Annotated in this window: 26 protein-coding genes and 1 tRNA gene; 11 read left to right on the forward strand and 16 right to left on the reverse strand. The window is 73.1% G+C overall.

Features of this window, described 5'->3' with window-relative positions; all coding sequences use genetic code 11:
* Positions 1-9 precede the first annotated feature (9 nt).
* From AC3CCI_RS13485 to AC3CCI_RS13505, 5 genes are read right to left on the reverse strand one after another with little or no spacing between them, the layout of a single operon-like run.
* Positions 10-816, reverse strand: a complete 807-nt coding sequence (locus AC3CCI_RS13485) for an ABC transporter ATP-binding protein (RefSeq protein ID WP_488627491.1) — start codon at positions 814-816, stop codon at positions 10-12.
* The gene (locus AC3CCI_RS13490) at positions 813-1,592 is read right to left on the reverse strand and encodes an ABC transporter ATP-binding protein (RefSeq protein WP_488627492.1); all 780 of its coding nucleotides are present in this window, start codon (positions 1,590-1,592) and stop codon (positions 813-815) included. The genes AC3CCI_RS13485 and AC3CCI_RS13490 overlap by 4 nt, the downstream gene beginning before the upstream one ends.
* Positions 1,589-2,536 (reverse strand): ABC transporter permease, encoded by a 948-nt coding sequence (locus AC3CCI_RS13495; protein WP_488627493.1) that lies wholly within the window; start codon positions 2,534-2,536, stop codon positions 1,589-1,591. The genes AC3CCI_RS13490 and AC3CCI_RS13495 overlap by 4 nt, the downstream gene beginning before the upstream one ends.
* Entirely contained in the window at positions 2,533-3,486 is a 954-nt protein-coding gene (locus tag AC3CCI_RS13500; protein WP_488627494.1) for an ABC transporter permease, read from the reverse strand. Before AC3CCI_RS13500 ends, AC3CCI_RS13495 begins: the two co-directional genes overlap by 4 nt.
* Positions 3,483-4,982 carry an ABC transporter substrate-binding protein gene (locus AC3CCI_RS13505; protein WP_488627495.1) on the reverse strand — a complete coding sequence of 500 codons (1,500 nt, stop codon included), beginning with the start codon at positions 4,980-4,982 and terminating at the stop codon, positions 3,483-3,485. The genes AC3CCI_RS13500 and AC3CCI_RS13505 overlap by 4 nt, the downstream gene beginning before the upstream one ends.
* A gap of 284 nt (positions 4,983-5,266) precedes the next feature.
* Between AC3CCI_RS13505 and AC3CCI_RS13510 the strand changes: the two genes are divergently transcribed.
* Both AC3CCI_RS13510 and AC3CCI_RS13515 read left to right on the forward strand, forming a co-directional pair.
* Positions 5,267-5,695, forward strand: a complete 429-nt coding sequence (locus AC3CCI_RS13510; protein ID WP_488627496.1) for an SIP domain-containing protein — start codon at positions 5,267-5,269, stop codon at positions 5,693-5,695.
* Positions 5,696-5,707: 12 nt separating this feature from the next.
* Positions 5,708-6,646 carry a siderophore-interacting protein gene (locus tag AC3CCI_RS13515; protein WP_354592890.1) on the forward strand — a complete coding sequence of 313 codons (939 nt, stop codon included), beginning with the start codon at positions 5,708-5,710 and terminating at the stop codon, positions 6,644-6,646.
* Between the two features lie 103 nt (positions 6,647-6,749).
* Here AC3CCI_RS13515 and AC3CCI_RS13520 read toward each other — a convergent pair whose 3' ends face one another.
* Genes AC3CCI_RS13520 through AC3CCI_RS13530 form a run of 3 tightly spaced genes read right to left on the reverse strand, consistent with a single transcriptional unit; the run spans position 6,750 to position 9,321 of the window.
* Complete coding sequence (locus AC3CCI_RS13520; RefSeq protein ID WP_488627497.1) at positions 6,750-7,571, reverse strand: SDR family NAD(P)-dependent oxidoreductase; 822 nt, start codon at positions 7,569-7,571, stop codon at positions 6,750-6,752.
* A complete protein-coding gene (locus AC3CCI_RS13525) occupies positions 7,568-7,924 on the reverse strand; it encodes a Fe-S oxidoreductase (RefSeq protein ID WP_488627498.1) in 357 nt (118 codons plus the stop codon). Before AC3CCI_RS13525 ends, AC3CCI_RS13520 begins: the two co-directional genes overlap by 4 nt.
* Entirely contained in the window at positions 7,921-9,321 is a 1,401-nt protein-coding gene (locus AC3CCI_RS13530; RefSeq protein WP_488627499.1) for a dihydrolipoyl dehydrogenase family protein, read from the reverse strand. Before AC3CCI_RS13530 ends, AC3CCI_RS13525 begins: the two co-directional genes overlap by 4 nt.
* Before the next feature lie 194 nt (positions 9,322-9,515).
* Between AC3CCI_RS13530 and AC3CCI_RS13535 the strand changes: the two genes are divergently transcribed.
* Positions 9,516-9,686, forward strand: coding sequence for a CsbD family protein (locus AC3CCI_RS13535; RefSeq protein WP_043595102.1), 171 nt, complete (start codon positions 9,516-9,518; stop codon positions 9,684-9,686).
* A 78-nt stretch (positions 9,687-9,764) separates the two neighbouring features.
* On the opposite strand, the gene AC3CCI_RS13540 is transcribed toward AC3CCI_RS13535, so the two are convergent.
* The 6 genes from AC3CCI_RS13540 to AC3CCI_RS13565 form a co-directional block, all read right to left on the reverse strand.
* Complete coding sequence (locus tag AC3CCI_RS13540; protein ID WP_488627500.1) at positions 9,765-10,571, reverse strand: crotonase/enoyl-CoA hydratase family protein; 807 nt, start codon at positions 10,569-10,571, stop codon at positions 9,765-9,767.
* Positions 10,568-11,410 (reverse strand): arginase family protein, encoded by an 843-nt coding sequence (locus AC3CCI_RS13545; protein WP_488627501.1) that lies wholly within the window; start codon positions 11,408-11,410, stop codon positions 10,568-10,570. Before AC3CCI_RS13545 ends, AC3CCI_RS13540 begins: the two co-directional genes overlap by 4 nt.
* Before the next feature lie 13 nt (positions 11,411-11,423).
* Positions 11,424-12,479 (reverse strand): DUF418 domain-containing protein, encoded by a 1,056-nt coding sequence (locus AC3CCI_RS13550; RefSeq protein WP_488627502.1) that lies wholly within the window; start codon positions 12,477-12,479, stop codon positions 11,424-11,426.
* A gap of 80 nt (positions 12,480-12,559) precedes the next feature.
* Positions 12,560-13,282: a PspA/IM30 family protein gene (locus AC3CCI_RS13555; RefSeq protein WP_488627503.1), complete on the reverse strand. Its 723-nt coding sequence runs from the start codon at positions 13,280-13,282 to the stop codon at positions 12,560-12,562.
* Positions 13,283-13,389: 107 nt separating this feature from the next.
* A complete protein-coding gene (locus AC3CCI_RS13560) occupies positions 13,390-15,396 on the reverse strand; it encodes a TPM domain-containing protein (protein WP_488627504.1) in 2,007 nt (668 codons plus the stop codon).
* Between the two features lie 94 nt (positions 15,397-15,490).
* The gene (locus tag AC3CCI_RS13565) at positions 15,491-15,898 is read right to left on the reverse strand and encodes a hypothetical protein (protein ID WP_354592881.1); all 408 of its coding nucleotides are present in this window, start codon (positions 15,896-15,898) and stop codon (positions 15,491-15,493) included.
* Positions 15,899-15,948: 50 nt separating this feature from the next.
* Here AC3CCI_RS13565 and AC3CCI_RS13570 point away from each other — a divergent pair, with 50 nt between their 5' ends.
* The 4 genes from AC3CCI_RS13570 (at position 15,949) to AC3CCI_RS13585 (ending at position 18,568) form a co-directional block, all read left to right on the forward strand.
* Positions 15,949-16,839: an EamA family transporter gene (locus AC3CCI_RS13570; protein WP_488627505.1), complete on the forward strand. Its 891-nt coding sequence runs from the start codon at positions 15,949-15,951 to the stop codon at positions 16,837-16,839.
* 151 nt (positions 16,840-16,990) lie between these two features.
* A complete protein-coding gene (locus AC3CCI_RS13575) occupies positions 16,991-17,206 on the forward strand; it encodes a hypothetical protein (protein ID WP_488627506.1) in 216 nt (71 codons plus the stop codon).
* Positions 17,207-17,304: 98 nt separating this feature from the next.
* Positions 17,305-17,889 carry a recombinase family protein gene (locus tag AC3CCI_RS13580; protein WP_354592879.1) on the forward strand — a complete coding sequence of 195 codons (585 nt, stop codon included), beginning with the start codon at positions 17,305-17,307 and terminating at the stop codon, positions 17,887-17,889.
* 40 nt (positions 17,890-17,929) lie between these two features.
* Complete coding sequence (locus tag AC3CCI_RS13585) at positions 17,930-18,568, forward strand: hypothetical protein (protein ID WP_488627507.1); 639 nt, start codon at positions 17,930-17,932, stop codon at positions 18,566-18,568.
* A 112-nt stretch (positions 18,569-18,680) separates the two neighbouring features.
* Here the strand turns inward: AC3CCI_RS13585 and AC3CCI_RS13590 are convergent.
* A tRNA-Arg gene (locus AC3CCI_RS13590) sits at positions 18,681-18,755 on the reverse strand.
* Positions 18,756-18,832: 77 nt separating this feature from the next.
* Here AC3CCI_RS13590 and AC3CCI_RS13595 point away from each other — a divergent pair.
* Together AC3CCI_RS13595 and AC3CCI_RS13600 are read left to right on the forward strand one after the other, a co-directional pair.
* Positions 18,833-19,552, forward strand: a complete 720-nt coding sequence (locus AC3CCI_RS13595) for a pyridoxine/pyridoxamine 5'-phosphate oxidase (protein ID WP_354592877.1) — start codon at positions 18,833-18,835, stop codon at positions 19,550-19,552.
* Positions 19,553-19,646: 94 nt separating this feature from the next.
* Entirely contained in the window at positions 19,647-20,474 is an 828-nt protein-coding gene (locus tag AC3CCI_RS13600) for a gamma-glutamyl-gamma-aminobutyrate hydrolase family protein (protein WP_488627508.1), read from the forward strand.
* 134 nt (positions 20,475-20,608) lie between these two features.
* Here the strand turns inward: AC3CCI_RS13600 and AC3CCI_RS13605 are convergent, their stop codons facing one another.
* On the reverse strand, positions 20,609-21,235 hold the full coding sequence (locus AC3CCI_RS13605) for a hypothetical protein (protein WP_488627509.1): 627 nt from the start codon (positions 21,233-21,235) through the stop codon (positions 20,609-20,611).
* A gap of 64 nt (positions 21,236-21,299) precedes the next feature.
* Here AC3CCI_RS13605 and argS point away from each other — a divergent pair, with 64 nt between their 5' ends.
* Complete coding sequence (gene argS, locus AC3CCI_RS13610; protein ID WP_488627510.1) at positions 21,300-22,961, forward strand: arginine--tRNA ligase; 1,662 nt, start codon at positions 21,300-21,302, stop codon at positions 22,959-22,961.
* Between the two features lie 83 nt (positions 22,962-23,044).
* The gene (locus tag AC3CCI_RS13615) at positions 23,045-23,824 is read left to right on the forward strand and encodes an LmeA family phospholipid-binding protein (protein WP_488627511.1); all 780 of its coding nucleotides are present in this window, start codon (positions 23,045-23,047) and stop codon (positions 23,822-23,824) included.
* Positions 23,825-23,860: the final 36 nt, after the last annotated feature.

Below are 23,860 nucleotides of genomic sequence, written 5' to 3' on the forward strand. Positions count from 1 at the left end.
CGGAGGGGCCTAGTCGAGCGTCGGAACCGAGTCCACGAGCGTGCGCGTGTAGGCGTGCCGCGGCCGTCGCAGGACGTCGTCGGTCGCGCCCTGCTCGACGATGCGGCCGTCGCGCAGCACGGCGACCCGGTCGGCGAGGTGCTGCACGAGCCCGATGTCGTGCGACACGAGCAGCAGGGCGAGCCCCCGTTCGTCGCGGAGCTCTCGCAACAGGTCGAGGACCTGCGCGCGCACGGTGACGTCGAGGGCGCTCATCGGCTCGTCGCCGATCAGCAGTCGCGGGCGGTGCACGAGTGCCCGCGCGAGGGCGATGCGTTGCCGTTGCCCGCCGCTGAACTCGTGCGGCCACGCCTCGGCGTCGCCGGCGTCGAGGCCGACCCGTTCGAGCATCTCGGCCACGAGGCGGTCGTGGTCGCCCTCGACGCCGAGGGCGCGCAGGGGCTCGGCGATCGTGTCGCCGACGCGCATGCGCGGGTCGAGCGAGCTGTAGGGGTCCTGCGGCACGATGCCCGTCTGACGTCGCAGCCAGCGCAGTCGCGAGGCGCGGTCGGGTGCGACCGTGCGGCCGTCGAACGCGACCGTGCCGGACGTGGCCCGGTCGAGGGCGAGCAGCAGGCGCACGAGGGTCGACTTGCCCGACCCCGACTCGCCGATCAAGGCGACGCTCTCACCGGCCGCGACCTCGAGGTCGGCGTCGACCAGGGCGTGCCGGACCGGACCCGGCTGGAACGGCGACCGTCGCGGCAGGGTGAAGGTGCGGGTGAGTCCGCGCGCCACGAGCAGAGGAGGCGCGGTGTCGGTCGTCCGGTCGCTCACGAGGCCCTCCAGGTCGTCGCCCGCGTCGCCTCGATGAGTCCGCGGGTGACCTCGTGTTCGGGGCGGTGCAGCAGCTGCTCGACGGGGCCGCTCTCGACGACGCGGCCGTGAGACAGGACGGCGGCGTGGTCGGTGATCCGTGAGAGGACAGCGAGGTCGTGCGTGACGAAGAGCAGCGACGTCCGCCGTTCGTCGACCAGGCGCTGGAAGAGCGCGAGCACCTCGGCCTGCGTCGTGACGTCGAGGGCCGTCGTCGGTTCGTCGGCGAGCACGAGTCCAGGCCGGTTGATCAGGGCCATGGCGATGCCGACGCGTTGGCGTTGACCGCCCGAGAGCTGGTGCGGGTAGAGGTCGACGACGCTCTCGGGCTCGGGCAGGCCGACCTCGGCGGCCGCGGCCACCGCCCGGGCGCGGGCGTCGCGCCGACCGATCCGGGTGTGCAGCCGCAGGGGTTCGGCGATCTGCCGGCCGACGGTGACGACCGGGTCGAGGGTCGTGCCGGGGTCCTGGAAGACCGTGCCGACGACGCGGCCCCGCAGGCCCGCGAGCTCTCGCTCGGAGGCGCCGAGCAGTTCGCGCCCGTCGAGCCGGATGCTGCCCGTGGCCCGGGCACCGTCGGGAAGCAGGCCGAGCACGGCCAGGGTCGTGAGCGACTTGCCCGAACCCGATTCGCCGATCAGCCCCACCCGGGCGCCGTCGGGCACGTCGAGCGAGACGCCGTCGACGACGCGACGGTCGCCGATGGTGACGGTGAGGTCGTCGATCACGAGGCTCACGAGACCACCTCCGGGGCGACGGGTCGCGAGGGCGCTGCGGGCGTCACCGGACCGGTCGGACCGGTGGGCCGCCCGGTCGGGCCGGCCGCGGCGCCACGCCCCGCACGGCCCGACCGGAGACGGGGGTCGGACGCGTCGCGCACGGCGTCGCCCAGCAGGTTGAGCGCCAGCACCGTGAGGGTGATGGCGAGACCGGGCCACACCACCGAGCCCGGGTGGATGCCGATGAACTTCTGCAGGTCGCTGAGCAGCCGGCCCCACGACGCGGTGTCGGCGGGGGCGCCGTAGCCGAGGAACGACAGTCCCGCCTCGGCGAGCACGCTCGTCGCCATCGACAACGACAGCTGGACGACGAACACGGGGGCGACGTTCGGCAGCAGGTGCCGCCGCAGCACGGCCCCGGTGCCGAGGCCGTTCGCCCGGGCCGCCAGCACGTAGTCGGTCCGTGCCACCCGACGGATCTCCGACCGGCTGACCCGGGCGATCGAGACCCCGTAGCCGATGCCGACCGCGACGACGACGACCGTCAGCGACCCGCCGAACGCGGCGGCGAGGGCCATGGCGATCAACAGGGTCGGGAACGCCACGAGCACGTCGATCAGGACGGCGACGGACTCGCGCACCCAGCGGGCCGTCAACGAGCCGAGGGCCGCGAGGCCGACGCCGACGACGGTCGCGACGACCCCCGAGGCGACGGCGACGACGACCGTCGTGCCGGTGGCGGCGAACACGTAGCTGAAGATGTCGCGTCCCACCGAGTCGGTGCCGAACGGGTGCGCGGGTGACGGCGTCAGCCAGGCCGAGTAGGGGTCGGTGTCGAAGGGGTCGAGGGGCGTCCAGAACCGGCTGAGGACCGCGCACGCGACCACCACGGCGAGCCAGCCGACGCCGAAGGCACCCTGCGGTCGACCCAGCAGGTCGCGGACGAACGCGCCGCGCCTCATCGGTCGTCCTCCCGGAGGCGCGGGTCGAGCCGGCGGTGCACCACGTCGATCACCAGGCCGATGGCCAGCACGAGCGTGGTGAGCGTCATCAGCTCACCCTGCACCTTCGTCAGGTCGCGGCGGCCGACGTCGGTGACCAGCATGCGACCGAGGCCCGGCAGCGTGAACAGCTGTTCGACGATGACGGCCGAGACCACGAGGCCCGCCACCTGCAGGCCGAGGATCGACACCACGCTGAGCAGGACGTTCGGCAGTCCGTGTCGCACGAGGGCGCGGGACCGCGTCATGCCGTTCGCCGCGGCCGTCCGCACGTAGTCCTGGTCGAGGGCGCCGAGGGCCGCCGACCGGGTGAACCGCAGCAGGACGGCACCCTCGACGATGCCGATCGTGAGCGCCGGCAGGACGAGCGAGCGCAGGGCCCGGCCGGGGTCGCTCCAGCCGTCGGCCGGGAACCCCTGCGTGGGCAGCAGCCGCAGCGTCACCGCGAAGACGCCGATCAACAGCATGCCCGCCCAGACGACCGGCACGGCCGCGAGCAGCTGGGCCCCGGTGCCGAGGACCACCCCGGAGGCGCGGCCCCGGCGGAGTGCGCTGGTCACCCCGAGCGGGATGCCGATCAGCAACCCGAAGACCAGCGAGAGCCCGGCGAGCGGCAGGGTGACGGCGAGCTTGTCGAGCACCTCGTCGATCACGGGGGTGCCCGTCACGAGCGACTCGCCGAGGTCGAGGCGCAGCAGGCCGCCCGCCCAGTCGAGGTACTGCGCGACGACGGGCCGGTCGAGGCCGAGCTGCTGACGCAGGGCCGCGACCTGCTCGGGCGACCCGGTCGTGCCGGCGATCGCCTGGGCGACGTCGCCCGGCAGCAACCGCAGCGTCGCGAAGATGAGCACGCTCGCGACGGCCAGCCCCCCGACGAAGAGGAGCAGGCGGCCGGCGACGAAGCGGGTCACTCCGCCTTGGCCAGGTCGGCCAGGTCGAGGCGCGTCGTGGTCGAACTCGTCGGGAACCCGGTGACGCCGTCGTGGATCGCCGTCAACGTCGTCGCCGTGTAGAGCCACTCGGCAGGAGCGTCCTCGGACACGATCTTCGCGGCTTCGGCGAGCTTCTCGTCGGCCACCGTGGGGTCGGTCGCGGCGATCGACTCGGCGTAGAGCTGCTGCACGGGAGCACTGTCGTAGTTCCAGTAGTAGTCCGGGTTCGCCCAGTTCGAGAAGTCGTGGGTCTCGGCGTGGTTCACCATGCTGAGCTCGAAGTCCCCGTTCGAGTACACGTCGTCGAGCCAGGTGCTGAAGTCGACCTGCTGCACCGACAACGTGACGCCGACGGCCTTGAGCTGCGTCGTCAGCACGTCACCGATCGCGGTCGGGTAGACGTTGGGGTACTCGAGGGTCAGCGACAGGTCGCCGTCGTGGCCGGCCTCGGCGAGCAGGGCCTTCGCCTCGTCGGGGTCGTACGCGTCGACGTTCGTGAGGTCCTGGTAGCCGGGGTCGAGCTCGGGGATCGGACCGCCCTGGTCGACGGCCGAACCGCCGACGGCGGCGATCAGCGCGTCGTTGTCGATCGCGAGTCGGAGGGCCTTGCGGACGGTCGCGTCGGTGAACGGTGCGACGGCGTTGTTGAAGGCGAGCGTGTACTTGTCGGTCGTCTTGCCCTTCTCGACGGTGATGCCGTCGACGCCGTCGAGCTGGCCGGCGAGGGTCGCGTCGACCGCGGTCTGCACGTCGACGTCGCCCGAGATCGAGGCGTTGATGGCCGCGGACGGGTCGGTCACGTACCGGAAGGTGACTCCGGCGACCTTCGCCGGGGTGCCCCAGTAGTCGGCGAAACGCCCGAGCTGCAGGTTGTCGCCCTGGCGCCAGCTCGTCAGCTCGAACGGACCCGTGCCGTTGGCCGTGGTCGACAGGTCGTTCGTCGCCGACTGCTGCAGCACGAGACCGGCCCTCCCCGTGAGGTCGAACAGCAGAGACGAGTCGGGCCGCGAGAGCGTCAGCACGACCGTGTCGGCCGAGGGGGCCGTGATCGTCGAGACGGCGGCGAGGTCGGCGTGGTTCGCGAGGGAGGCGTCGTCTTTCACCTGCGACAGCGACCACACGACGTCGTCAGCCGTCAGGGCGGCCCCGTCGTGGAAGGTCACGCCGTCGTGCAGCGTGAACGTGTAGGTGAGGCCGTCGTCGCTGATCGTGTGGCTCTCGGCGAGCACGTCGCGGATCTCGTTGTCCTGCGTGCGGCCGACGAGACCCTGGTAGACGTTGTCGATCAGCACCTGGTCGAGCGCGATGCCCGCCGTGCTGCGGATGTCGAGGTCGCTCGGCTCGAGCACGAGTCCGACCGTGACGGTGGCGTCGGCGTCGGGTGTGCCCGACCCGTCGGGGGACGAGGCGGACGAGCAGCCCGTCGCGAGGAGCAACAGCGCGGCGACGGCGGCGGAGAGGGGGAGGGTGCGCACCTGGTGGGGCCTTCCGGGGACGGCCGTGGCGGTTCGTCCACGGCGACGGGGGACCGGAGGCGCGGGAGGGCCCCTCGGTCGTTCGGCGGGGGAGTCCCGGTCGCTGCTGAACCGGTCCACGCGATCCGCCACCGTGTTGCTGTCGGACACGGCACGGCCCCTCGTTCCGGGCGTCGCTGACGGACGCCGGACCCGACAGAACCTACCACCACGCCGGGGAAGTCGCTGTCCGTCGAGAGACCCGTGTGGCGGATGAGGCAAGCCTTACCTATATTGAAGGGGACATGCTCCTCGTAGACCAGAACCCGCCCCTGCCGCACGACGCCCTCCGCGTCCTCTTCGCCGCGGACGCCTCGTCGATCCCCGTGCTGCGAGAGATGCTCTCCGTCCTGCCGATCTGTGCCCGGGGTCAGGTGTTCGTCGAGGTCGACAGCGCCGACGACGTCGTGCCGCTCGCCTCGCCGGGTCGCGTCACCGTCAGCTGGCTCGCCCGCGACCGTCGTTCCGGCGTCCCCGGCACGGGCACGTCCTGCGCTCCGGGCCAGGCCCTCGAGCGGGCCGTCCGTGCCTGGCTCGGTGAGATGTACGTCGAGCCCGAGACCGTCGCGACCGGCGAGCACGTCGTCTGGCTCGGCGGCCCTCCGGCCTTCGCCTACGACCTCCGGCACGACCTGCGCCAGCTCTTCCACGTCGGCACCCCCGCCGCGGCCTGAGCGGCGACGTCCATGACGACCGCGTCCACCGCCACCGTCGAGCGCCCGGCGAAGCCGGCCCACCGCCCCTACCGAGTCCGCGTGGCGGCCGTCCGTCGCCTGGCGCCGTCGTTCGTCCGGATCACCTTCACGGGCGACGACCTCGGCGACTTCGGCGTCGACGGGCTCGACCAGCGCATCAAGGTCGTCCTGCCCCTCGAGACGACCGGGTACGACGACTTCCCGACCGACGACTGGTACTCGTCGTGGCGTGCCCTGCCGGCCGAGCGGCAGAACGTCTTCCGCACCTACACGGCCCGGGCCGCGCGCCCGGCGCAGCGTGAGGTCGACGTCGACTTCGTCTGCCACGGCGACACCGGGCCCGCGTCGGCCTGGGCCGGGCGGGCACGGGTCGGCGACGAGCTGATGCTCGTCGGCCCCGACGCCACGAGCGGCGTCACGGGCAGCGGGGTCGAGTGGTCGCCGGGCGACGCGCGCACCCTCCTCCTGGCGGGCGACGAGACCGCGGCGCCGGCCATCTGCTCCATCGTCGAGGCGCTGCCCTCCGACGCGCGGGGGTGCGTCTTCATCGAGATCCCGACCGCGGCCGACGAGCTCGACCTGGTCGCGCCTCCCGGGGTCGACGTGCACTGGCTGCCGCGTCGCGAGGCGACCTCGGGCCACGGCGAGGCCCTCGTCGTCGCGGTCCGCCGCTGGACGGCACGCTACGTCACCGCCTGGCACCACGGCGTCGAGGTGAGCGAGGTCGACGTCGACCACGACGTCCTCTGGGACGTCCCCCACGGCGACGACCCGCACGGTGCGGCCGTCAGCGCCGACCTCTACGCCTGGTTCGCGGGCGAGGCGGGGGCGATCAAGACCCTGAGGCGCTTCCTGGTGAGCGAGGTCGGCATCGACCGCCGCCAGGTCGCCTTCATGGGGTACTGGCGCGTCGGCAGGTCCGAGTCCTGACCCGCGGGCCTCGACGACGCAGGAGGCGCGGCCTCGTCGGTCGCGCCTCCTGCCCTGGTCATCGGGCCCCGCCCGTGTCGTCGGGTCGCGCCCGTGGCTCGGCCTAGACCTCGGCGGGCAGTCCCACGAGTTCTGAGGTGCGCTCCCAGAGTGCCTCGGCGAGCAGCGGATCGGTGGCCTGGCGGTGCAGTCGGCCGTGGGGCTTCAGCTGGTCGAAGTACGTGCCGCTCTCGACCGCGATCGTCGTCGGCCCCGCGAGCTGGATCAGCGGCACGGCGCCGGCCGAGGCCGAGATGCCGTAGTTGCCGTTGGTCAGGACGTTGGCGACGCGCATTGTGCGTGAGTCCGAGCCGAAGCCGGTGACGACGATGCCCGGGTGGAACGAGAACGCCTCGAGCCCGGTGCGTTTCGCCAGTTCGCGGACGAACAGCACGGTCTCGATCTTGGTCGTGCCGTACTGACGCCAGCCGCCCGCCCACCGGCGCTTCGACCAGTTGAGGTCGTCGAGTCGCACGTGGCCCATCAGGTTCGCCGTGCTCGCCGTCGAGACGACGCGGCCGCCGCTCTCGAGCAGGCGCGGCAGGAGCAACCGGGTCAGCAGGAACGGCGCGAGGTGGTTCGACTGCAGGGTTCGTTCGAAACCGTCGGCCGTCACGCCGCGTTCGCTGACGAGGCCTCCGGCGTTGTTGGCGAGGGCGTCGATCGTGGGGTAGCGGTCGAGCAGTCGGTCGGCGAGCGACCGGACGTCGTCCAGGCGGTCGTAGTCGACCAGGAAGGCCGTCCCGCCCACCTCGTCCGCCACGGCCTGCGTGCGGTCGGGGTTCCGCCCCACGACGGCGACGTCGGCGCCGCCCTTCGCGAGCTCGCGGGCTGCCTCGCGGCCGATGCCGCTGCTCGCCCCGGTGATGATCACGGTGCGGGTCATCGATATCCGCCCTTCTCGAGGCCGGCCTCGATCTCGAACCTGTTCGACAGCGGGTCGCTGCCGGCCAAGAAGTACAGTACGGGCATCAGCATGCCGTACTTCTGCCACTGACGGACGTGCACGGCCTCGTGCTCGAGGACGCGCGGTCCGTCGTTGTCGCGGGTGAGGTACACCCGGCCGACGCAGGTGCCGCCGCGCTTGAACGCCCACCGGGGCAGGCCCCGGCAGACGATCAGGTCACCGACCACGCGGACCCGGCCGACGCTGAGCGGCACCCCGACCGCGAGGCCGACGGCCGTCGCCCAGGCGCAGCCGAGCCTCGAGATCGTGGAGTCGACCAGCGGGTTGATCACGGACGGCCGTACGCGTCCAGCAGCCGCAGCCAGACCTCGCTGACCGTCGGGTACGAGGGGACGGCGTGCCAGAGGCGGTCGATCGGCACCTCGCCGACGACCGCGATCGTCGCGGCGTGCAACAGGTCGCTCACGTCGGGGCCCACGAAGGTGGCGCCGACGATCACCTTGCGGGACTCGTCGACGACCAGGCGGGCCTGACCTCGGTACTCGTCCGAGTGGATCGCCGAGCCCGCGACGGCCGCGAGGTCGTAGTCGACGACCTTCACGTCGATGCCGCGCTTGCCTGCGGCGTCGGCGGTGAGGCCCACGCTCGCCACCTCGGGGTCGGTGAAGGTGACCTGCGGCACGGCGGCGTCGTCGGCCGTGGCGACGTGCGCGCCCCACGGCTCGGCCTGGACGGGCTTGCCGAAGGACCGCGCGGCGATGACCTCGCCGGCGGCACGGGCCTGGTACTTGCCCTGGTGGGTCAGCAGGGCGCGGTGGTTGACGTCTCCGACGCCGTAGAGCCAGTCGGTGCCCTTGACGAGCATGGTGTCGTCGACGTCGAGCCACTCGCCCGGCGTGAGTCCGACGTTCTCGAGCCCGAGGTCGGTCGTGCGGGGCACGCGGCCGGTCGCGACGATGATCTCGTCGGCGATCACCGTCGAGTCGTCGTCGAGGGTGACCTCGACCGTGTCGTGCTCGGTGCGCAGCACGTTCGAGGGCGAGACGCCGAGGCGGACGTCGACGCCGAGTCCGCGCAGCGAGTCGGCGACGAGCTCGCCGGCGAAGGGCTCCTGTCCGCCGAGCAGACCGCTGCGGGCGATCAGGGTGACGGTCGAGCCGAGCTGCTGGTAGGCCGTGGCCATCTCGGCCGCGACGACGCCGCCCCCGACGATGACGACGCTCTGCGGCATCACCTTCACGCTGGTGGCCTCACGGCTGGTCCAGGGCCTGGACTCGGCGAGGCCGGGGATGTCGGGCAGCAGCGCCGAAGACCCCGTCACCGCCGCGACGGCGTACTTCGCCTGGTGCACCTCGCCGTTCACCGTCACCTCTTTCACGCCCGTGATGGTCGCGTGCCCGCGGATGAGGTCGATGCCGGCGCCCTCGACCCAGTCGGCCTGACCCGAGTCGTCCCAGTTGCTGGTGAACGAGTCGCGGCGACGGAGGACGGCGGCGACGTCGACGTCACCGGTCACGGCCTGCTTGGCCCCGTCGAGCGACTTGGCCGCCCGCACGACGGCACTCGAGCGCAGCAGCGCCTTGGAGGGCATGCACGCCCAGTACGAGCACTCGCCACCGACGAGCTCGGCTTCGACGAGGCCCACCTTGAGGCCGTTGCGGGTGGCGTAGTCCGCCACGTTCTCGCCGACCGCGCCGGCTCCGATCACGATGAGGTCATAAGTCGTCATGGGCCCGACGTTAGTCGCCCGGGGTGCCGGGTTCCCAGGCGGGTCGCCGCGGGGGACAGAGCGGTTCGATGAGCCGACGCTGGGAGTTCTCTGGACGCCACGGGCACGAACGAGGAGGCGCGGGTAACGTCCCCGACATCAGCGCACCACCGCGATCCTTGCGGCGGGGCGCGTCAACCTACGAGGAGGCACACATGGGACTCGACGACAAGATCAAGAACGCCGCTCAGGACATCGCCGGCAAGGCGAAAGAGGCTCTCGGCGACCGCAAGGGCGACGACGAGCTGAAGGCCGAAGGTCAGAAGGACCAGGCCGGTGCCTCCGCCAAGAAGGTCGGCGAAGACGTCAAGGACGTCTTCAAGTAGGCCGATCCGCCTCGTTCTCGGGCCCGTCCACCCCTCGGGGTGGGCGGGCCCTTTCGTGGTCCCGGCCGGGAGGCGCGGTCAGCCTCCCGTGAACTCGGCGGCGGTCCGCGACACGAAGGCCTCGAAGCCGATCCGGGCGTCGTCCGAGGCCAGGAGGCGCACGAGTTCGGGTTGGAGCCGGGCCTCGGCCGCTGCGTCGCCCTCGCGGACGGCGAGGCGGGCGGCGGCCAGGGTCGCCTGGACGGCGAGGGGAGCCTGGGCGGCGATCTTGCGTGCGAGCCCGAGGGCGTGCCCGTAGGCCGCCCCGTCGTCCACCAGGTCCTGCACGAGCCCGATGCGCCGTGCCTCCTCGGCGTCGAGGAGGTCGCCGGTCAACAGGTAGCGCATCGCGTCGCCCCACCCGACCCGCCGGGGCAGGCGGATGGTCGCCCCGCCGAAGGGCAGGATGGCCCGGCTGACCTCGATCTGGCCGAAGCGGGCGTCACGGCTCGCCACGACGACGTCGCTCGCCAGCGCGAGCTCGACGCCCAGGGTCAGACAGGTGCCCTGCACCGCCATCACCACGGGCTTGGTCAGCTGACGACCGTGCACCTGCCACGGGTCTAGTCCGCCCTCGGGCACGACGTCGAGACCCTCGTCGGTCACGGCGGGCACGACGTCGCCGAGGTCGAGGCCGGCCGTGAAGTGGTCACCGTGCGCGAAGAGCAAGCCGACCCGCAGCTGCGGGTCGCGGTCGAGTTCGCCGTACGCCGCGGCCAGTTCGCGCAGCATGCGCAGGTCGGCGGCGTTGCGCTTCTCGGGGCGGTCGAGGCCGATCAGCAGCACGTGACCGTCACGCTCGACGGTGACGCGAGGGCGGTCGTCACCCGGGGCCAGGGCGTTCATCGCGCGGGCGTCGCTCGCGAGAGCGCCCCGAGGACGCGGAGGATGGTGCCCATGTCGTCCGACGCGGCGGCCGCGTCGACCGGGGCGAACGAGCACAGGCCGGCACCCACGAGCGTGAAGCGCTCCTTGAGTGCCGTGATCGTCTCGATCAGCACGCCGGGCTCGAGGCCGAACGGCTGGGGGTCGAGCAGGCCCTCGATCGCTCCGGGGTCGAGCACGTCGAGGTCGACGTGCAGGTAGACCTCGGTCGCACCCGAGTCCTCGACGGCGGCGACGACCTCGGCGGGGTCGAAGTCGAGGGACGAGACCGCGCGGACGTGCCGGCTCTCGATGTACCGGTCCTCCGCGTCGTCGTAGCTGCGGGCACCCGCGAGCACCACGCGGGCCGGGTCGAGCGGCTCGGGAGTCGGCCCGGGCCCGATGGTGGGCAGGTCTTCGGTGGCGTCACCGATCAGGGCCCGCAGCACCATGCCGCTGAACGCACCGCTCTCGCTGCTGCGCGGGCTGTGGAGGTCGGGGTGCGCGTCGAACCAGACGACGGCGGTACGGGGGGTGACCGCGTGGCGGACGGCCGCGAACTCGACGCCGCAGTCGCCGCCGACGACGATCGCGGGGGAGTCGTCGGTGCGCAGCTCCCGTCCGACGGACTCGGCGATGGTCAGGACCGACGAGAGCCGGTGCACCCGGGTGCCGAGCGAGTCGCCCGCCCCGACCGGCACCTCGACGACGGTCGTCGCGGTCGACGGCAGGTCGCCGAGGATCGCGTACGCCCCCTCGGCGAGCCGCATGGCCCTCGACGACGGTGAACCCTGCCACTGTGGAACCACGACGAACCTCACGGGCGTCAGTCTGTCACGGGCGGGTGCCCGCGCTCCAGGCCCAGGGGCGACTCAGCGCACCGACCGCGCGCTCGAGGGGGCCACGGCCGACGAAGCGTTGCCAGAGGGTGGCGTAGGCGAGCGTGACGACGACGGCGGCGACCAGGTTGCCGAGGGGCAGTCCGTAGCCCGCGCCCGGGTCGGACAGCCGGTAGACCGTGAAGAGCGGAGCGGTGAGCAGCACGTGAGCCGTGTAGACCGTGAGCGGTTGTGCTCCGGTGGCGGCGAGCGGTCGCAGGACGACGCGGACGACGGCTGCCGCGCCTCCCGTCCGCTCGCCGTCCGTCGGCCCGGCCCTGCGGGTCGACGTTGCGAGCAGCAGCAGGCCCAGGACGGCGGCGGCGACGCCACCCGAGCCGACGATCTCGGCCGGCATGCCCTCGTGGTCGGCGGGGTCGAACCAGGGGACCGAGGAGGCGCCGGGCAGGAAGCGCGCCGAGTACCCCACGACCGCGGCCAGCGTGCCGGCGACGAGAACCGTGACCTGGGTGCGCGTGCGGGTCAGGTCCGACCGCGCGGCGGCGAGGCCGACGAGCAGGAAGGGCGTCCAGACGAGGGCGGGGTAGGCGCCGACGAGCAGGGCCTGGGTCGCGAGCCCCCCGACGCCGGACAGCGCCGTGTCGCCGTACGCGTCGACGGGGACGGTCGAGGCCAGCCACGGGGCCAGGACGGTCAGCAGCGCCGCCACGCCGAGCAGCACCGCACGGGACGCGAAGAGCACCGACAGGGCCAGGACGAACATCACGCCGTAGTACGGCAGGATCACGAGCAGGTAGGGGTTCCAGGCCTGCAGGGCGAGGCCCAGCACGACGAGCAGGCCGGCCCGGATGGCGATCCCGCCGACCACCCGGGCACGTCGACCCGGAGGCGTGGGTCGGGTGCCGCCCGACATCAGCCCCAGCGAGACCCCGGCGAGGGTGGCGAACAGGATCGCCGAGCGCCCGTCGAAGACCCTCTCGTCGAGCTCGAGCCGAGGCCACAGGTGGGCGGCGAACATGCCGATCACGGCGAGGCCGCGAGCGACGTCCACGCCCACCAGACGGGGCGCCGCCCGGCGCGCCTGCACTGGCGGCGTCGCCACCGGGACAGGCGTGCGGGGCGGCGGCTGGCTCACTTGTCGAGCGCACCCAGCTTGAGCGCGGCGAGGCGGGCGTCGACCTCGGTCTGCTCGCCGAGGTCGTCGAGGCTCTCGAACTGCGCGTCGAGGCTCGAGGCGGCCAATTCTTGGCGGCCGAGCATCTTGGCCACCTCGCGGCGGACCTTGTCCTCGAACCGGCTGATCTCGCTGGTGGGGTCCATGATGTCGATGCTCTGGACGGCGTCGGCGACCTTGGTCTGGGCCTCGACGGTCTTGGAGCGGGCGTTCAGTTCGTCCCGCTTCGCGGCGAGCTGGTCGAGCTTGGACCGCATGCCGCTCAGCCCGGTCTTCAGTTTCTCGACGACCTCGGTCTGCGAGGCGATCTGCGGTTCGGCCGTCTTGGCCTCCTTCTCGCTCGTCAGCTGCTTGCCCAGGGCCACCCGGGCGAGGGCGTCGAACTTGTCTGCGTCGACGGTGTTGCCCGACGACCGGAGCTCGTCGGCCTTGTTGCTCGCCGCGAGGGCCTTGCGCTCCCAGTCCGCGGCGGCGGCGACGTCCTCGGCGTGGTCCTGCTCGAGCAGGCGCAGGTTGCCGATCGTCGTGGCGACGGCTTCTTCGGCCTCGGCGATGCTGTTGGTGTAGTCGCGGACCATCTGGTCGAGCATCTTGCTCGGGTCCTCGGCCTGGTCGAGCAGGCTGTTGATGTTCGCGCGGGTGAGCTGGGCGATGCGTCCGAAGATCGACTGCTTTGCCATGGTGCGTCCTTTCGAGAGGTGGTGCCGGAGGGTGGTGCCGGTCGTGCTGCGGGTCGAGAGGTGTGCCGGTTCGAGACCGAGGGTCGTGGCGGGCGGGCCGTGCGGGATCAGAAGCGGCCGCCGCCGGAACTGCGACCGCCGCCGCCCCCGCCGCCGCCTCCGCCGAAACCGCCACCCCCGCCTCCGCCGAAGCCGCCTCCCCCTCCGAAGCCGCCTCCGCCGCCGAAGCCGCCCCCGCCGCCGCTGAAGAGCCCGCCGAGCAGCATGCCGGTGACCACGCCCCCCAGGTCGGCGCCGGCCGAGCCCCGGGTCGCCCCGCCGAAGGGACCGGCCTGCTGGTACGACGAGACCTCGGCCTCGGCACCGGCCGCGGCCGCCTGCGAGAGCTGGACGGCCTGATGGGCCTCGAACAGGGCGGCGTCACGGTCGGAGGTGGCCAGCGACACGGCCGTGGCCAGGTGGCGTTCCGCCTCGGACAGCCGCGTCCGGGGCTGCGGACCGATGCCGCCCCGACGCGTCTCGATGAAGTCGCGGGTGGCGCTGATCTGGCTGCGGGCGGTCAGCAGGGCCTGGTCGAGGGCGGCCTGCGCCCGCCGTCGCTTCTCGGCCTCTTCGAGCACCTCGGCCAGGACCCGGTCGATGCGCTCGTTGGCGGCGCCGAGCGATGCGACGACGGCGAGCGGGTCGTCGGTGGTCGTCTCGGCCAGGGCCACGGAGGCGCGCGCGGCGGACACGGAGCCCGCGACGTCGACGCCCTGCGGAGCGGAGCCGTCGGGCAACCCCTCGGCCGTGGCGATGTCGCGCCGCAGGTCGAGGGTCATGGCCGAGATCGTGCTGCTCGCCGTCCGCAGCGACTCGCCCGCCCCGTCGATCGCCGTGAGCAGCTGGTCGACCTGGGCCAACGCCTGACGTGCCTCGCGGATCGCCACGACGGCTTCGGAGGGCGACGACGTCGTGAGGGCCGTCGCGGCCGTGGTCCGGCGTTCGTCGGCGAACTCGAGCAGACGGTCGGCCTGGTCGTCGTTCTGGTCGATCGACGCCACGGCCCGTGCCGAGTAGATCGAGGTGAGCTCGTCGATGACGGTGCGGGCCTTCGCGAGGCGCCCTCGTCGCGTCGCGATCTCGCCCGGCAGGGCCTCGACGTCGTGCGGCGCCCGGGTCTCGGCCTCGCGGAGCTCGTCGAACGCGGCGGACTGCTCGGCGAGCGAGGCGTCGGCCGCCTCGCACAGCTCGATGATGCGCGTGGTCCACTCGCGGCGCTGCTCGGGGGAGTCGGGCACGGAGTCGTCCAACCTCTGCTGCAGCTCGAACGCCTCACGGGCGTGCACCCGGGCCGCGTCGAGCGCTTCGGCGAAGGGCCGGGCGGCCTCGTCCCCGAACTGCGCGGCGGCGAAGCCCACCTCGTGGGCGCCGGCGGTCAGCTCGTCGTCCAGGGCGACCAGCACGCGGGCGGCACGCTGGTCGAGTTCGTGCTGGTCGGCCTCTCGGGCGTCGAGCTCGCGCCGGCGGCGTCGGGCACGACGGACCACGAACACGACGGCGACCGCCGCCGCGACGAGGACCAGCACCAGCAGGGCCCAGGGCACCCACCCGAGGTCGGGCCCGGCCTCGTCGCTGCGGATGCCGTCCGCCAGGGCGACGGCGGCACCGGCCCAGTCGCCGTCACGCAGCTGGGGGACGACCACGTCGGTCTGCAGCGCCTGCCGGTCGGACTCCGAGACGACCGAGGTGTCGGTCGAGAGGTCGTAGAGCCGGTCGTCGACCGCCACCGACAGCAGGACGTCGTTCGGGCCGAACTGGTTCAGCGAGGCGGTCGCCTCACCCCAGGCCGTGCGGTCGGACGGCGACGTGAACGAGTCGACGTAGACGACGAAGAGGTTGACCCCCGTGTCGGTCGAGAGCGAGTCGAGTGCCTCGGTCACCCGGCGCTCGTCCGCGCTCGAGAGCACGTCCGCCTGGTCGACCACGTAGGCACCGGAGAGCTGCACCGGTTCGACGGCCTGGGCCGGGGCCGCCCCGAAGGCGAGGGCGCAGAGCCAGGTCAGGACCGCCGTGGTGACGGCGACCACGGCACGGCTGGTCGATCGTCGGCCGGTCGTTGCGCTCGTGCTCACGACGCTCCCCTCGCTCGTTGCGGGGGAGTCTATCGACGGCCCCCGTCAGGACGCCCGGGTCGCGGGGCCGCGGACCTCGTCGAGGGCGCGCGGGTCATGACAGGAAGAGGAGTGCCACCGACGCCACGGCACAGACGGCGCCGACGGCGTAGAGCACGGCCCCCACCGTGCGGGGAGCCCGGCCGTCGTCGTGGGGCGGGTGGACGCGGGCCCGGTGCGGGCGGTCCGGGTCGTAGTGCACGGTGAGCTCGGTCTCGAGCGGGGTGGTGAGCGGGACGTCGCCGAACTGCGTCTCGTGCAGCTGCCCATCGACGTCCATCCAGCGGGCCGTGGCCGCCCGGGCCCACTCGGGCGGGGGGATGACCACGCCGACGGTGCTCTCGAGGCGGGTGGCACGGTGACGCAGCACCCAGCCGGCCACGAGGAAGGGGCTGCCGACCACGAAGCCGAACCAGCCGAAGAGCTCCACCACCGGCGCGATGACGGAGAAGGCGTCGCTCATGCCACGATCGTACTGTGCCGCCGTGCACCCCGTGACGAACCCGGAGCCCCGTGAACCCCAGCCCCCTCGGCCGTGTGCCGGCCCCCCTGCTCGCCGTCGCGGCGATCGTCTCGGTGCAGTTCGGGGCCGCCCTCGCCAAGACGCACTTCGAGGCCCTGGGGCCGACCGGCGCGGCCGCGTTGCGCCTGGCGTTCGGCGCCGCCCTGCTGCTCGTGGTCTTCCGCCCCCGCCCGTGGCGCTGGCCGCGCCGCACGTGGCTCGGCGTCGTCGTGCTCGGCCTCGCCCTGGCGGGCATGAACTCCCTCATCTACCTCGCGATCGACGTCGTGCCCCTGGGGGTCGCGGTCACCCTCGAGTTCCTCGGACCGCTCGTGGTCGCCCTCGTGCAGACCCGGCGGTGGTGGGACGCGGCGTGGGCCCTGCTCGCCCTCGCCGGCGTCGTCCTGCTCGGCTCCGACTCGACGGGGGCGATCCCGTTCGTCGGGGTGCTGCTCGCCCTCGGCGCGGGTGCGTTCTGGGCCTGCTACATCCTCGCCAACGCCGCACTCGGGCGGGGACGCGACCCGATGGGTGCCCTCGCGACGGCCATGGTCGTCGCGGCCCTCGTCGTCGTGCCGTTCGGGGCGCACGACGCGACGGTCGCCGTCCGGGCCGACCCGCGCCTCCTCGTGGTCTTCCTGGTGGTGGCGGCCCTGACCTCGGCGATCCCGTACGCGCTCGAGTCGGTGGCGTTGCGGCGCCTGCCGACCCGGGTGTTCGGGGTGCTCTCGAGCCTCGGGCCGGCCGTGGCGGCGCTCGCCGGCCTGGTCGTGCTCGGCGAGGCCCTCGGTCCCCGCGAGGTCGTGGCGCTCGCCTGCGTCACGGCCGCGAGCGTCGGCGTCACGGTCGCGGCCGGTCGGCGTCGTCGTCGGGGCCCCCTGCCCGAGGCGCCGGCCGCCTGACGGCCGTCGTCGCCCCGCCGTCTGTCCGCAGGGCGAACGAGAGTGCCCGAGCCTGATGACCGGTCCAGGGCTTGTACCCCACCTGCGGGGTACGCTGCACCCACGGCCGAAGTGATGGGCCGGAGAACGATGCAAGGAGTGAGGAGACATCATGGGTGCTGTCTTGGAGCGTACGTCCCGAGCCGAGGTCGTCCCGCTGGGCGACGGGTTCCACCGCGTGTCGACGCCGACCGCCGGGGTGATCGGGTTCGTGCACGAGAGCGACGGGTCGTTCGAGGTCCTGCGGGGTCGCGTGCGATCGGCCGTCCGTCGCGAGGGGTCGTACCGCACGCTCGACGTCGCGGTGATCGCGCTGACCTACAGTTGACGACGACCGTTCGTCGACGGGTGCCCTAGGGCGTCCACACGAGGCCTCGCCGTCGGCGGGGCCTCATCTCTCTGTCCGCCCTCGCCAGGAGGCCCATCGTGACCGTCGTCGGGTACGCCCGCGTCTCGCGTGACGACCCGTCGTCCGAGGGGCAGGCGGAGCGCCTGCGCGCCCGGGGGTGCGACCGGGTGTTCGTCGACCACGCCACCGGCACGAGACAGTCGCGGCCCGAGTTCGCGAAGGCCATCGGCAGCCTGCGCGAGGGGGACGTGTTCGTCGTGACGGCCGTCGACCGCATCGGTCGTTCTGTCGCCGAGCTGGTCGGGGTGATGGCCACCCTCGACGCCCTGGGCGTGGCCTTCCGATCGATCGACGAGCAGATCGACGAGCTCAACGCCTACGGGCGCTTCTTCTTCCGGGTGACGGCGGCCCTGGCCCGGTTCGACGAGCAGGTCGGCGGCGAGCCGCACCGCGCCGAGACCCGCAGACGCCAGGAGGCGCGGGTGGCGCAGACCCCGAAGCCCCCGGTCTCGAGACGTCGCCTCGACGCGGCCCGTCAGTTGCGCGCCGGGGGAGCGAGCCTGCGCGAGGCCGCCGAGCACGTCGCGGTGCCCGAACGCGTCCTGCGGCGCGAGCTCGAGCGCGACGACGCCGACCGCGCCCGCCGCCAGCAGGCCGACTGACCCCGGGCACGAGTCGAGCCGGGTCGCTACCGTCGGCACCATGACCCACGAACCGTCGCACGGCGACCGAGCACCGGCCCCCGGACGACCCGACTGGGCCGACGTCACCCGTCGCGTACGCGACGTCACCGAGCACGGGCAGCGTTTCCGGGGCCCGTCGATGCAGGCGGTAGGGGTCGCAGTCGCCGTCTCGGCCTCGGCCCTCGCCATCTGGGTCGCGAGCACCGACGAGGGAGGGTCCGTGGTCCTCACGATCGGCCTCGGCGTCACCTCGGTGGTCGTGGTACTCGTCGGGTGGCTCCGTGCCCGCTCGTCGCGAGCGCTCTCCCCGTTCTTCGTCTGGAGGACCACGGGCACCCCGACGGCGGCCCTCGGCCCGGCCGAGCGGCGCTCGCTGAACCGACAGATCATGGGCCGCGACCCGATCGAACCCGAGCGGGCCGACCTCGTCCGGGCCTTGATCACGCTCAAACGACGTGCGAACCGAGCGGCGTTGCTCCCCGTCGCCGGGTTGTTCCTGATGATCGCCACCCTCGGTACGGCCGCCGGCACCCCGCTGCTCGCCGTCGGGGCGCCGGTGTTCCTCGTCGTCTTCCTGGCGGCCGTCACGCTCTACGAGACCCGGCGTGACGACCGGGTGCTCGCCGCCGCGGACGAGGCCGCCACGTCGACGGCGTGACCTCGCCGGTCGTGCGATCGGGCACCGATGGCCGAACCGTGGTCCAGGGAGAGACCCGCGATTCGGAGGAAGCCGCGCTCGCGAGGAAGGCCCACGGTGCCGACGATGACTGTGGTGCCCCCAGAAGGATTCGAACCTTCGCCCCTGCCTCCGGAGGGCAGTGCTCTATCCCCTGAGCTATGGGGGCCCGGGAACGTCGTCAAGGCTAGCAGCGAATCGGCACCGTGCGGGACGCCCGGGCCTCGTGGGGTGCATCGTGGACGGGTGACCGACGACAACCGCACCGACCAGGCCGACACCGGCACCCGTTCCGACCGCACCGACCCCGCGGGCCCGACGCTGCGCGAGCGCCTCCGCTCGGCCAAGGTCTTCCACCCCGAGCTGCCCACCTTCGACGTCGACGACGTGGCCGACGACGCCGTCGACCAGTTCGTCGCCTGGCTCGTCGAGGCCGTCGAGCAGGACGTCGCCCAACCGCACGCGATGGTGCTCTCGACCTCGTCGTCCGACGGTGACGTCACCGCCCGGACGCTGTTGCTCAAGGACGTCGACGACGGGGCCCTCTGGTTCGCGACGTCGTCGATCAGCCCGAAGGGTCGGCAGATCACCGAGAACCCGCGGGTCGCGCTCACCCTGTACTGGCGCGAGCAGGGTCGCCAGGTCCGCGTGCTCGGCCGGGCGTCCGCCGGCCCGCGCGAGGTCAGCGAGAAGGACTTCACCGCTCGCCACCCCGACTCGCGGGCCGTCGCCATGACCCAGCCGCAGAGCAGCCCGATCACCGACGAGGCCGCCACCCGGTCGCGACTGGCCGAGGCGAAGGCCGCGATCGAGGCCGACGACACCCTCGTCCCGGACGACTGGACGGCCTGGCGGGTCGACCCCACGTCGGTCGAGTTCTGGCAGGCCACCACGGGGCGCGACCAGGTGCGCCTGCGGTACGACCGCGACGGCGACGGCTGGACCCGCGCCTCCTTGTGGCCCTGACGACCGCCCGGTGCCGACGCGGCGGCTCGCGCGGTGGGCGTAACGCGGCGACACGCGCCTGGCCCTCCGCGGGCCGCGTCGGCAGCATGGGGGCATGACCTCGCACGCCGCCCCGACGAACCGCCCGAGCGACCCCGCCGTCGCCTCGATGCGCCTCGCCGTGGTCGAGGTCACCCGGCACCGGCCGCACGCCGCCGAGTACCACGCGTACGTCGACGACATGAACGCGCGGGTGCAGGCGACCGCCGAGGGCGCGGGCTGGCGGGCCAGCCGTCTCGCGGCGGGCGACCTCGGCACCGCCGAGCTGCTGCGGGCGACCGACGACGCCGACGCGATCGTCGTGCTCGGCGGCGAAGACCTCTCACCCCGGTTCTACGGCGGCTCCACCGGCTACCCGGGTGAGGGTCGTCACGACCCGGTGGCCGACGAGGCGCAGCTGGCGCTCGTGCGGAGGGCCGTCGCCCGCCGCACCCCGGTGCTCGGCGTCTGCCGTGGCCACCAGGTGATCAACGTCGCCCTCGGCGGCGACCTCGTGCAGCACCTCGACGACCACGAGGGCCTGCACCGGACGCCCGAGGCCTCCGTCGACCGCCTCATGCACCCGCACGCCGTCTCGCTCGAGTCCGGCAGCCGCCTCGCCCGCGCCCTGGGTGCCGAGCCCGTCGGGCAGAGCGCGCACCACCAGGCGGTCGGGCGCCTCGGTGACGGGCTCCGCGTCGTCGGTCGGGCCGTCGACGGCACGGTCGAGGCCGTCGAGCACGTCTCCGCGCCCGTCGTCGGCGTGCAGTGGCACCCCGAAGACAAGGGTGCGCCGGCCGGGCAGCTCGAGGCGCTGCTGGCGTCGTTGGCCGCGTCCGTCCTGGCCGGTCGCCTCGCCGGGGCCGGGGCCTCGCGGACGGACCGGGAGGCGCTGGTCGCCTAGGCCACGCCCCTCACCCGAGCGCGCCTCCTTTCCGAGGACACGACCGGGCGAGGCCGCCCGGCCGCTCGCCGTGGCCTCGGGCGGGTTCGTCCGGTCGATCGCACCCGGGCACCGGCCGGCCTCGGCCGGGCACGTCAGTCGATCGTCTGCAGCACGTTCACCACGGCCGAGACGACCGGCTCGGCGTCACCCGGTTCGAGGAACGTCGTCGAGCGGGCCACGACGAACGCCGGGGACGAGAACGCCTCGGCCGTGCCCACCCCTCCGGGCGTGTCGAAGTAGCCCTCGACGCCGTAGGTCGGCACCGAGTTGCTCGTCGCGACGAGCTCGTTGGCCAGTTCGTCGAGGCTCTCGCCGTCGAAGCGGGCGACCCCGACCGTGATCGTCGCACCGTCCGCGTCCTGCCAGGTGCAGATCGTGCCGTCGGCCTCGGCCACGATCTCGAGGGCCTCGCCGTCGCGGCTCTCGTCGCCGGCGGCGTCGTCCGACGGGACGGGGGCGAGCGACGGGTAGTACGACGAGAGGCCGTCGGCCCCGATCAGGTCGCCGCAGTCGACGGTGAGGGGCCTGCTCACGAGGTCGGGGGCGGGTGCCGCGGTCGTCGTCGCCTCGGGGGTGGCCGACGACGCCGCGCGCGGGGTCGGGGACGCGTCCGGCCCGGTCGTGGACGGGCCCGTGCACGCGCTCAGGGACAGGGCGAGGGCGCCCGTCAGGACGAGGGTGCGCAGGGCGGCGGAGGGGCGGCTCGGGGCGTGACGCATGCCTCCATCATCGTCGACGCCCCGCTCGTCGGGGGCCTCGCCGCTGCCGGTAGGATCGTCCCTCGTGACTCCCGCCGAACTCTCCACGTCCTTGCTCGCCGTCGTCCAGGGCGTCCTCGAGCGCCGAGGCACCGTCGACGTGGCGGTGACCGAGGGCGACGTGGCCCTCGAGCGGCCGAAGAACCGCGACCACGGCGACTGGGCCTCGAACGTGGCCATGAAGTTCGCCAAGCGCGTGGGGACGAACCCCCGCGAGCTCGCCACCGAGATCGCGGCCGAGCTGGCCGAGGTCGACGGCGTCGCGGACGTCGACGTGGCGGGTCCCGGCTTCATCAACATCCGCGTCGACGCGGCCGCGGCCGGCCTGCTGGCCCGGTCGATCGTCGAGCAGGGCGAGGCCTACGGTCGCGGCGACTACTACCGCGGCGTCACCATCGACCTCGAGTTCGTCTCGGCCAACCCGACCGGCCCGATCCACCTCGGCGGCGTCCGCTGGGCGGCCGTCGGCGACAGCCTGGCCCGCGTGTTCCAGGCCCAGGGCGCCCTCGTGACCCGCGAGTACTACTTCAACGACCACGGTGGGCAGATCGACCGCTTCGCCCGCAGCCTGCTCGCCAGCGCGCTGGGCGAACCCACCCCCGACGACGGCTACGGCGGTCAGTACATCGCCGAGATCGCCGCCCGCGTCGTGGCCACCGTCGACGGCGACGTGCGCGAGCTGCCCCGTGACGAGGCGCAAGAGACGTTCCGGTCGGTCGGCGTCGACTTCATGTTCACCGACATCAAGGCGTCGCTGCACGACTTCGGCGTCGACTTCGACGTGTACTTCCACGAGAACTCGTTGCACGAGTCGAAGGCCGTCGAGCGTGCCGTGGCGCGCCTGCGCGAGCTCGGGCACGTCTACGAGGCCGAGGGCGCGACCTGGCTGCGCACGACCGAGTTCGGCGACGACCGCGACCGGGTCATCGTCAAGAGCGACGGCGAGGCGGCCTACATCGCCGGCGACCTGGCGTACTACCTCGACAAGCGCGAGCGGGGCTTCGAGCGCAACCTGATCATGCTCGGCGCCGACCACCACGGCTACGTCGGCCGCATGATGGCGATGTGCGCGGCGTTCGGCGACGAGCCCGGCGTCAACCTCGAGATCCTCATCGGCCAGATGGTCAACCTGCTGCGCGACGGCGAACCGATGCGCATGTCCAAGCGCGCGGGCACCGTCGTCACGATGGAGGACCTCGTCGACGCGGTCGGCGTCGACGCCGGTCGGTACTCGCTCGTCCGCAGCCCGGTCAACAGCTCGATCGACATCGACCTCGACCTGCTCACCAAGCGCAGCAACGACAACCCCGTCTTCTACGTGCAGTACGCCCACGCCCGCACCCGCGCCGTGGCCCGCAACGCCGAGGCCGCGGGGGTCACCCGAGACGCCTTCGACGCGTCGCTCCTGACCCACGAGACCGAGAGCGCACTGCTGGGGGCGCTGTCCGAGCTGCCGCGCGTCGTCGTCCAGGCCGCCGAGCTGCGCGAGCCGCACCGCGTCGCCCGGTACGTCGAAGAGCTGGCCGGCACCTACCACCGCTGGTACGACAGCTGCCGCGTGACGCCCCTCGGCGACGACGAGGTCACCGACCTGCACCGCACGCGCCTGTGGCTGAACGACGCAGCCGGTCAGGTCATCCGCAACGGGCTCGGCCTGCTGGGCGTCTCGGCACCCGACCGCATGTGACCCCCGGCGCCGCGCCTCCCCGGTCTCGACCGCAGGAGGCGCGGCGCGCGCGGTCGTCGGGCGCCGGCTGACAAGATGGCCCGATGAGCGACATCGACTCCGACTTCTTCGAGGCCAAGCCCGTCGCCCGACGCCGGGGTCGTGGCTTCGGCATCTTCGTCTTCGTGCTGCTCGGCATCGTGGTGATCCTGGGCGTGCTCACCGTCGTCGCCGACCTCGTGGTCCGGACGGTCGCCGAGGACCAGGCCGAGAAGCAGATCTCGCAGCAGCTCGGCGACGCGGCGGGCCCCGTCGACGTCCAGATCGGCGGCTTCTCGATGCTCTGGCAACTCGTCCAGGGCAGCATCGACCAGGCCACGATCTCGTCGGCCGGTTCGTCCGACGGCCTCTCGTACGACTTCGACGTGCGGGACGTGCCGACCGACCTGTCCGGCAGCACCGGGGCGATCACGGGCACGGTGACCGCCGACGCCGCGACCGTCAACGGGCTCGCGGCCGTGCAGGAGACCGGCGGCGCGATCTCGTTCGGCGACGGTCAGGTCACGTACGCCCGCGACTTCACCATCCCGGTCATCGGCACCGTCGTCCCGGTGGACGTCGTCGCGACGCCGGCGATCACCCAGGAGGGGCGGGTCATCTCCCTGACGCCGGTCTCCGCCTCCCTGCGCGACACCTCCCTCTCGCTCGACCTCGCACCCTTCGTCGGCGGCTACGCGTTCGACGTCTGCGCCGCGCAGTACCTCCCGCAGGGCACGACCCTCACGGGCGTCGCCGTCACCCCGTCGGCGGCGACCCTCGAGGTGACCTCGCCGGGCCTGCCGATCTCGTCGAGCGGCATCGGCAGCAAGGGCTCCTGCTCCTGACGGTGCCCGGCGCCCGCGACCACCGGGCCGTGGCCG

This window comes from Frigoribacterium sp. CF331, assembly GCF_057787905.1.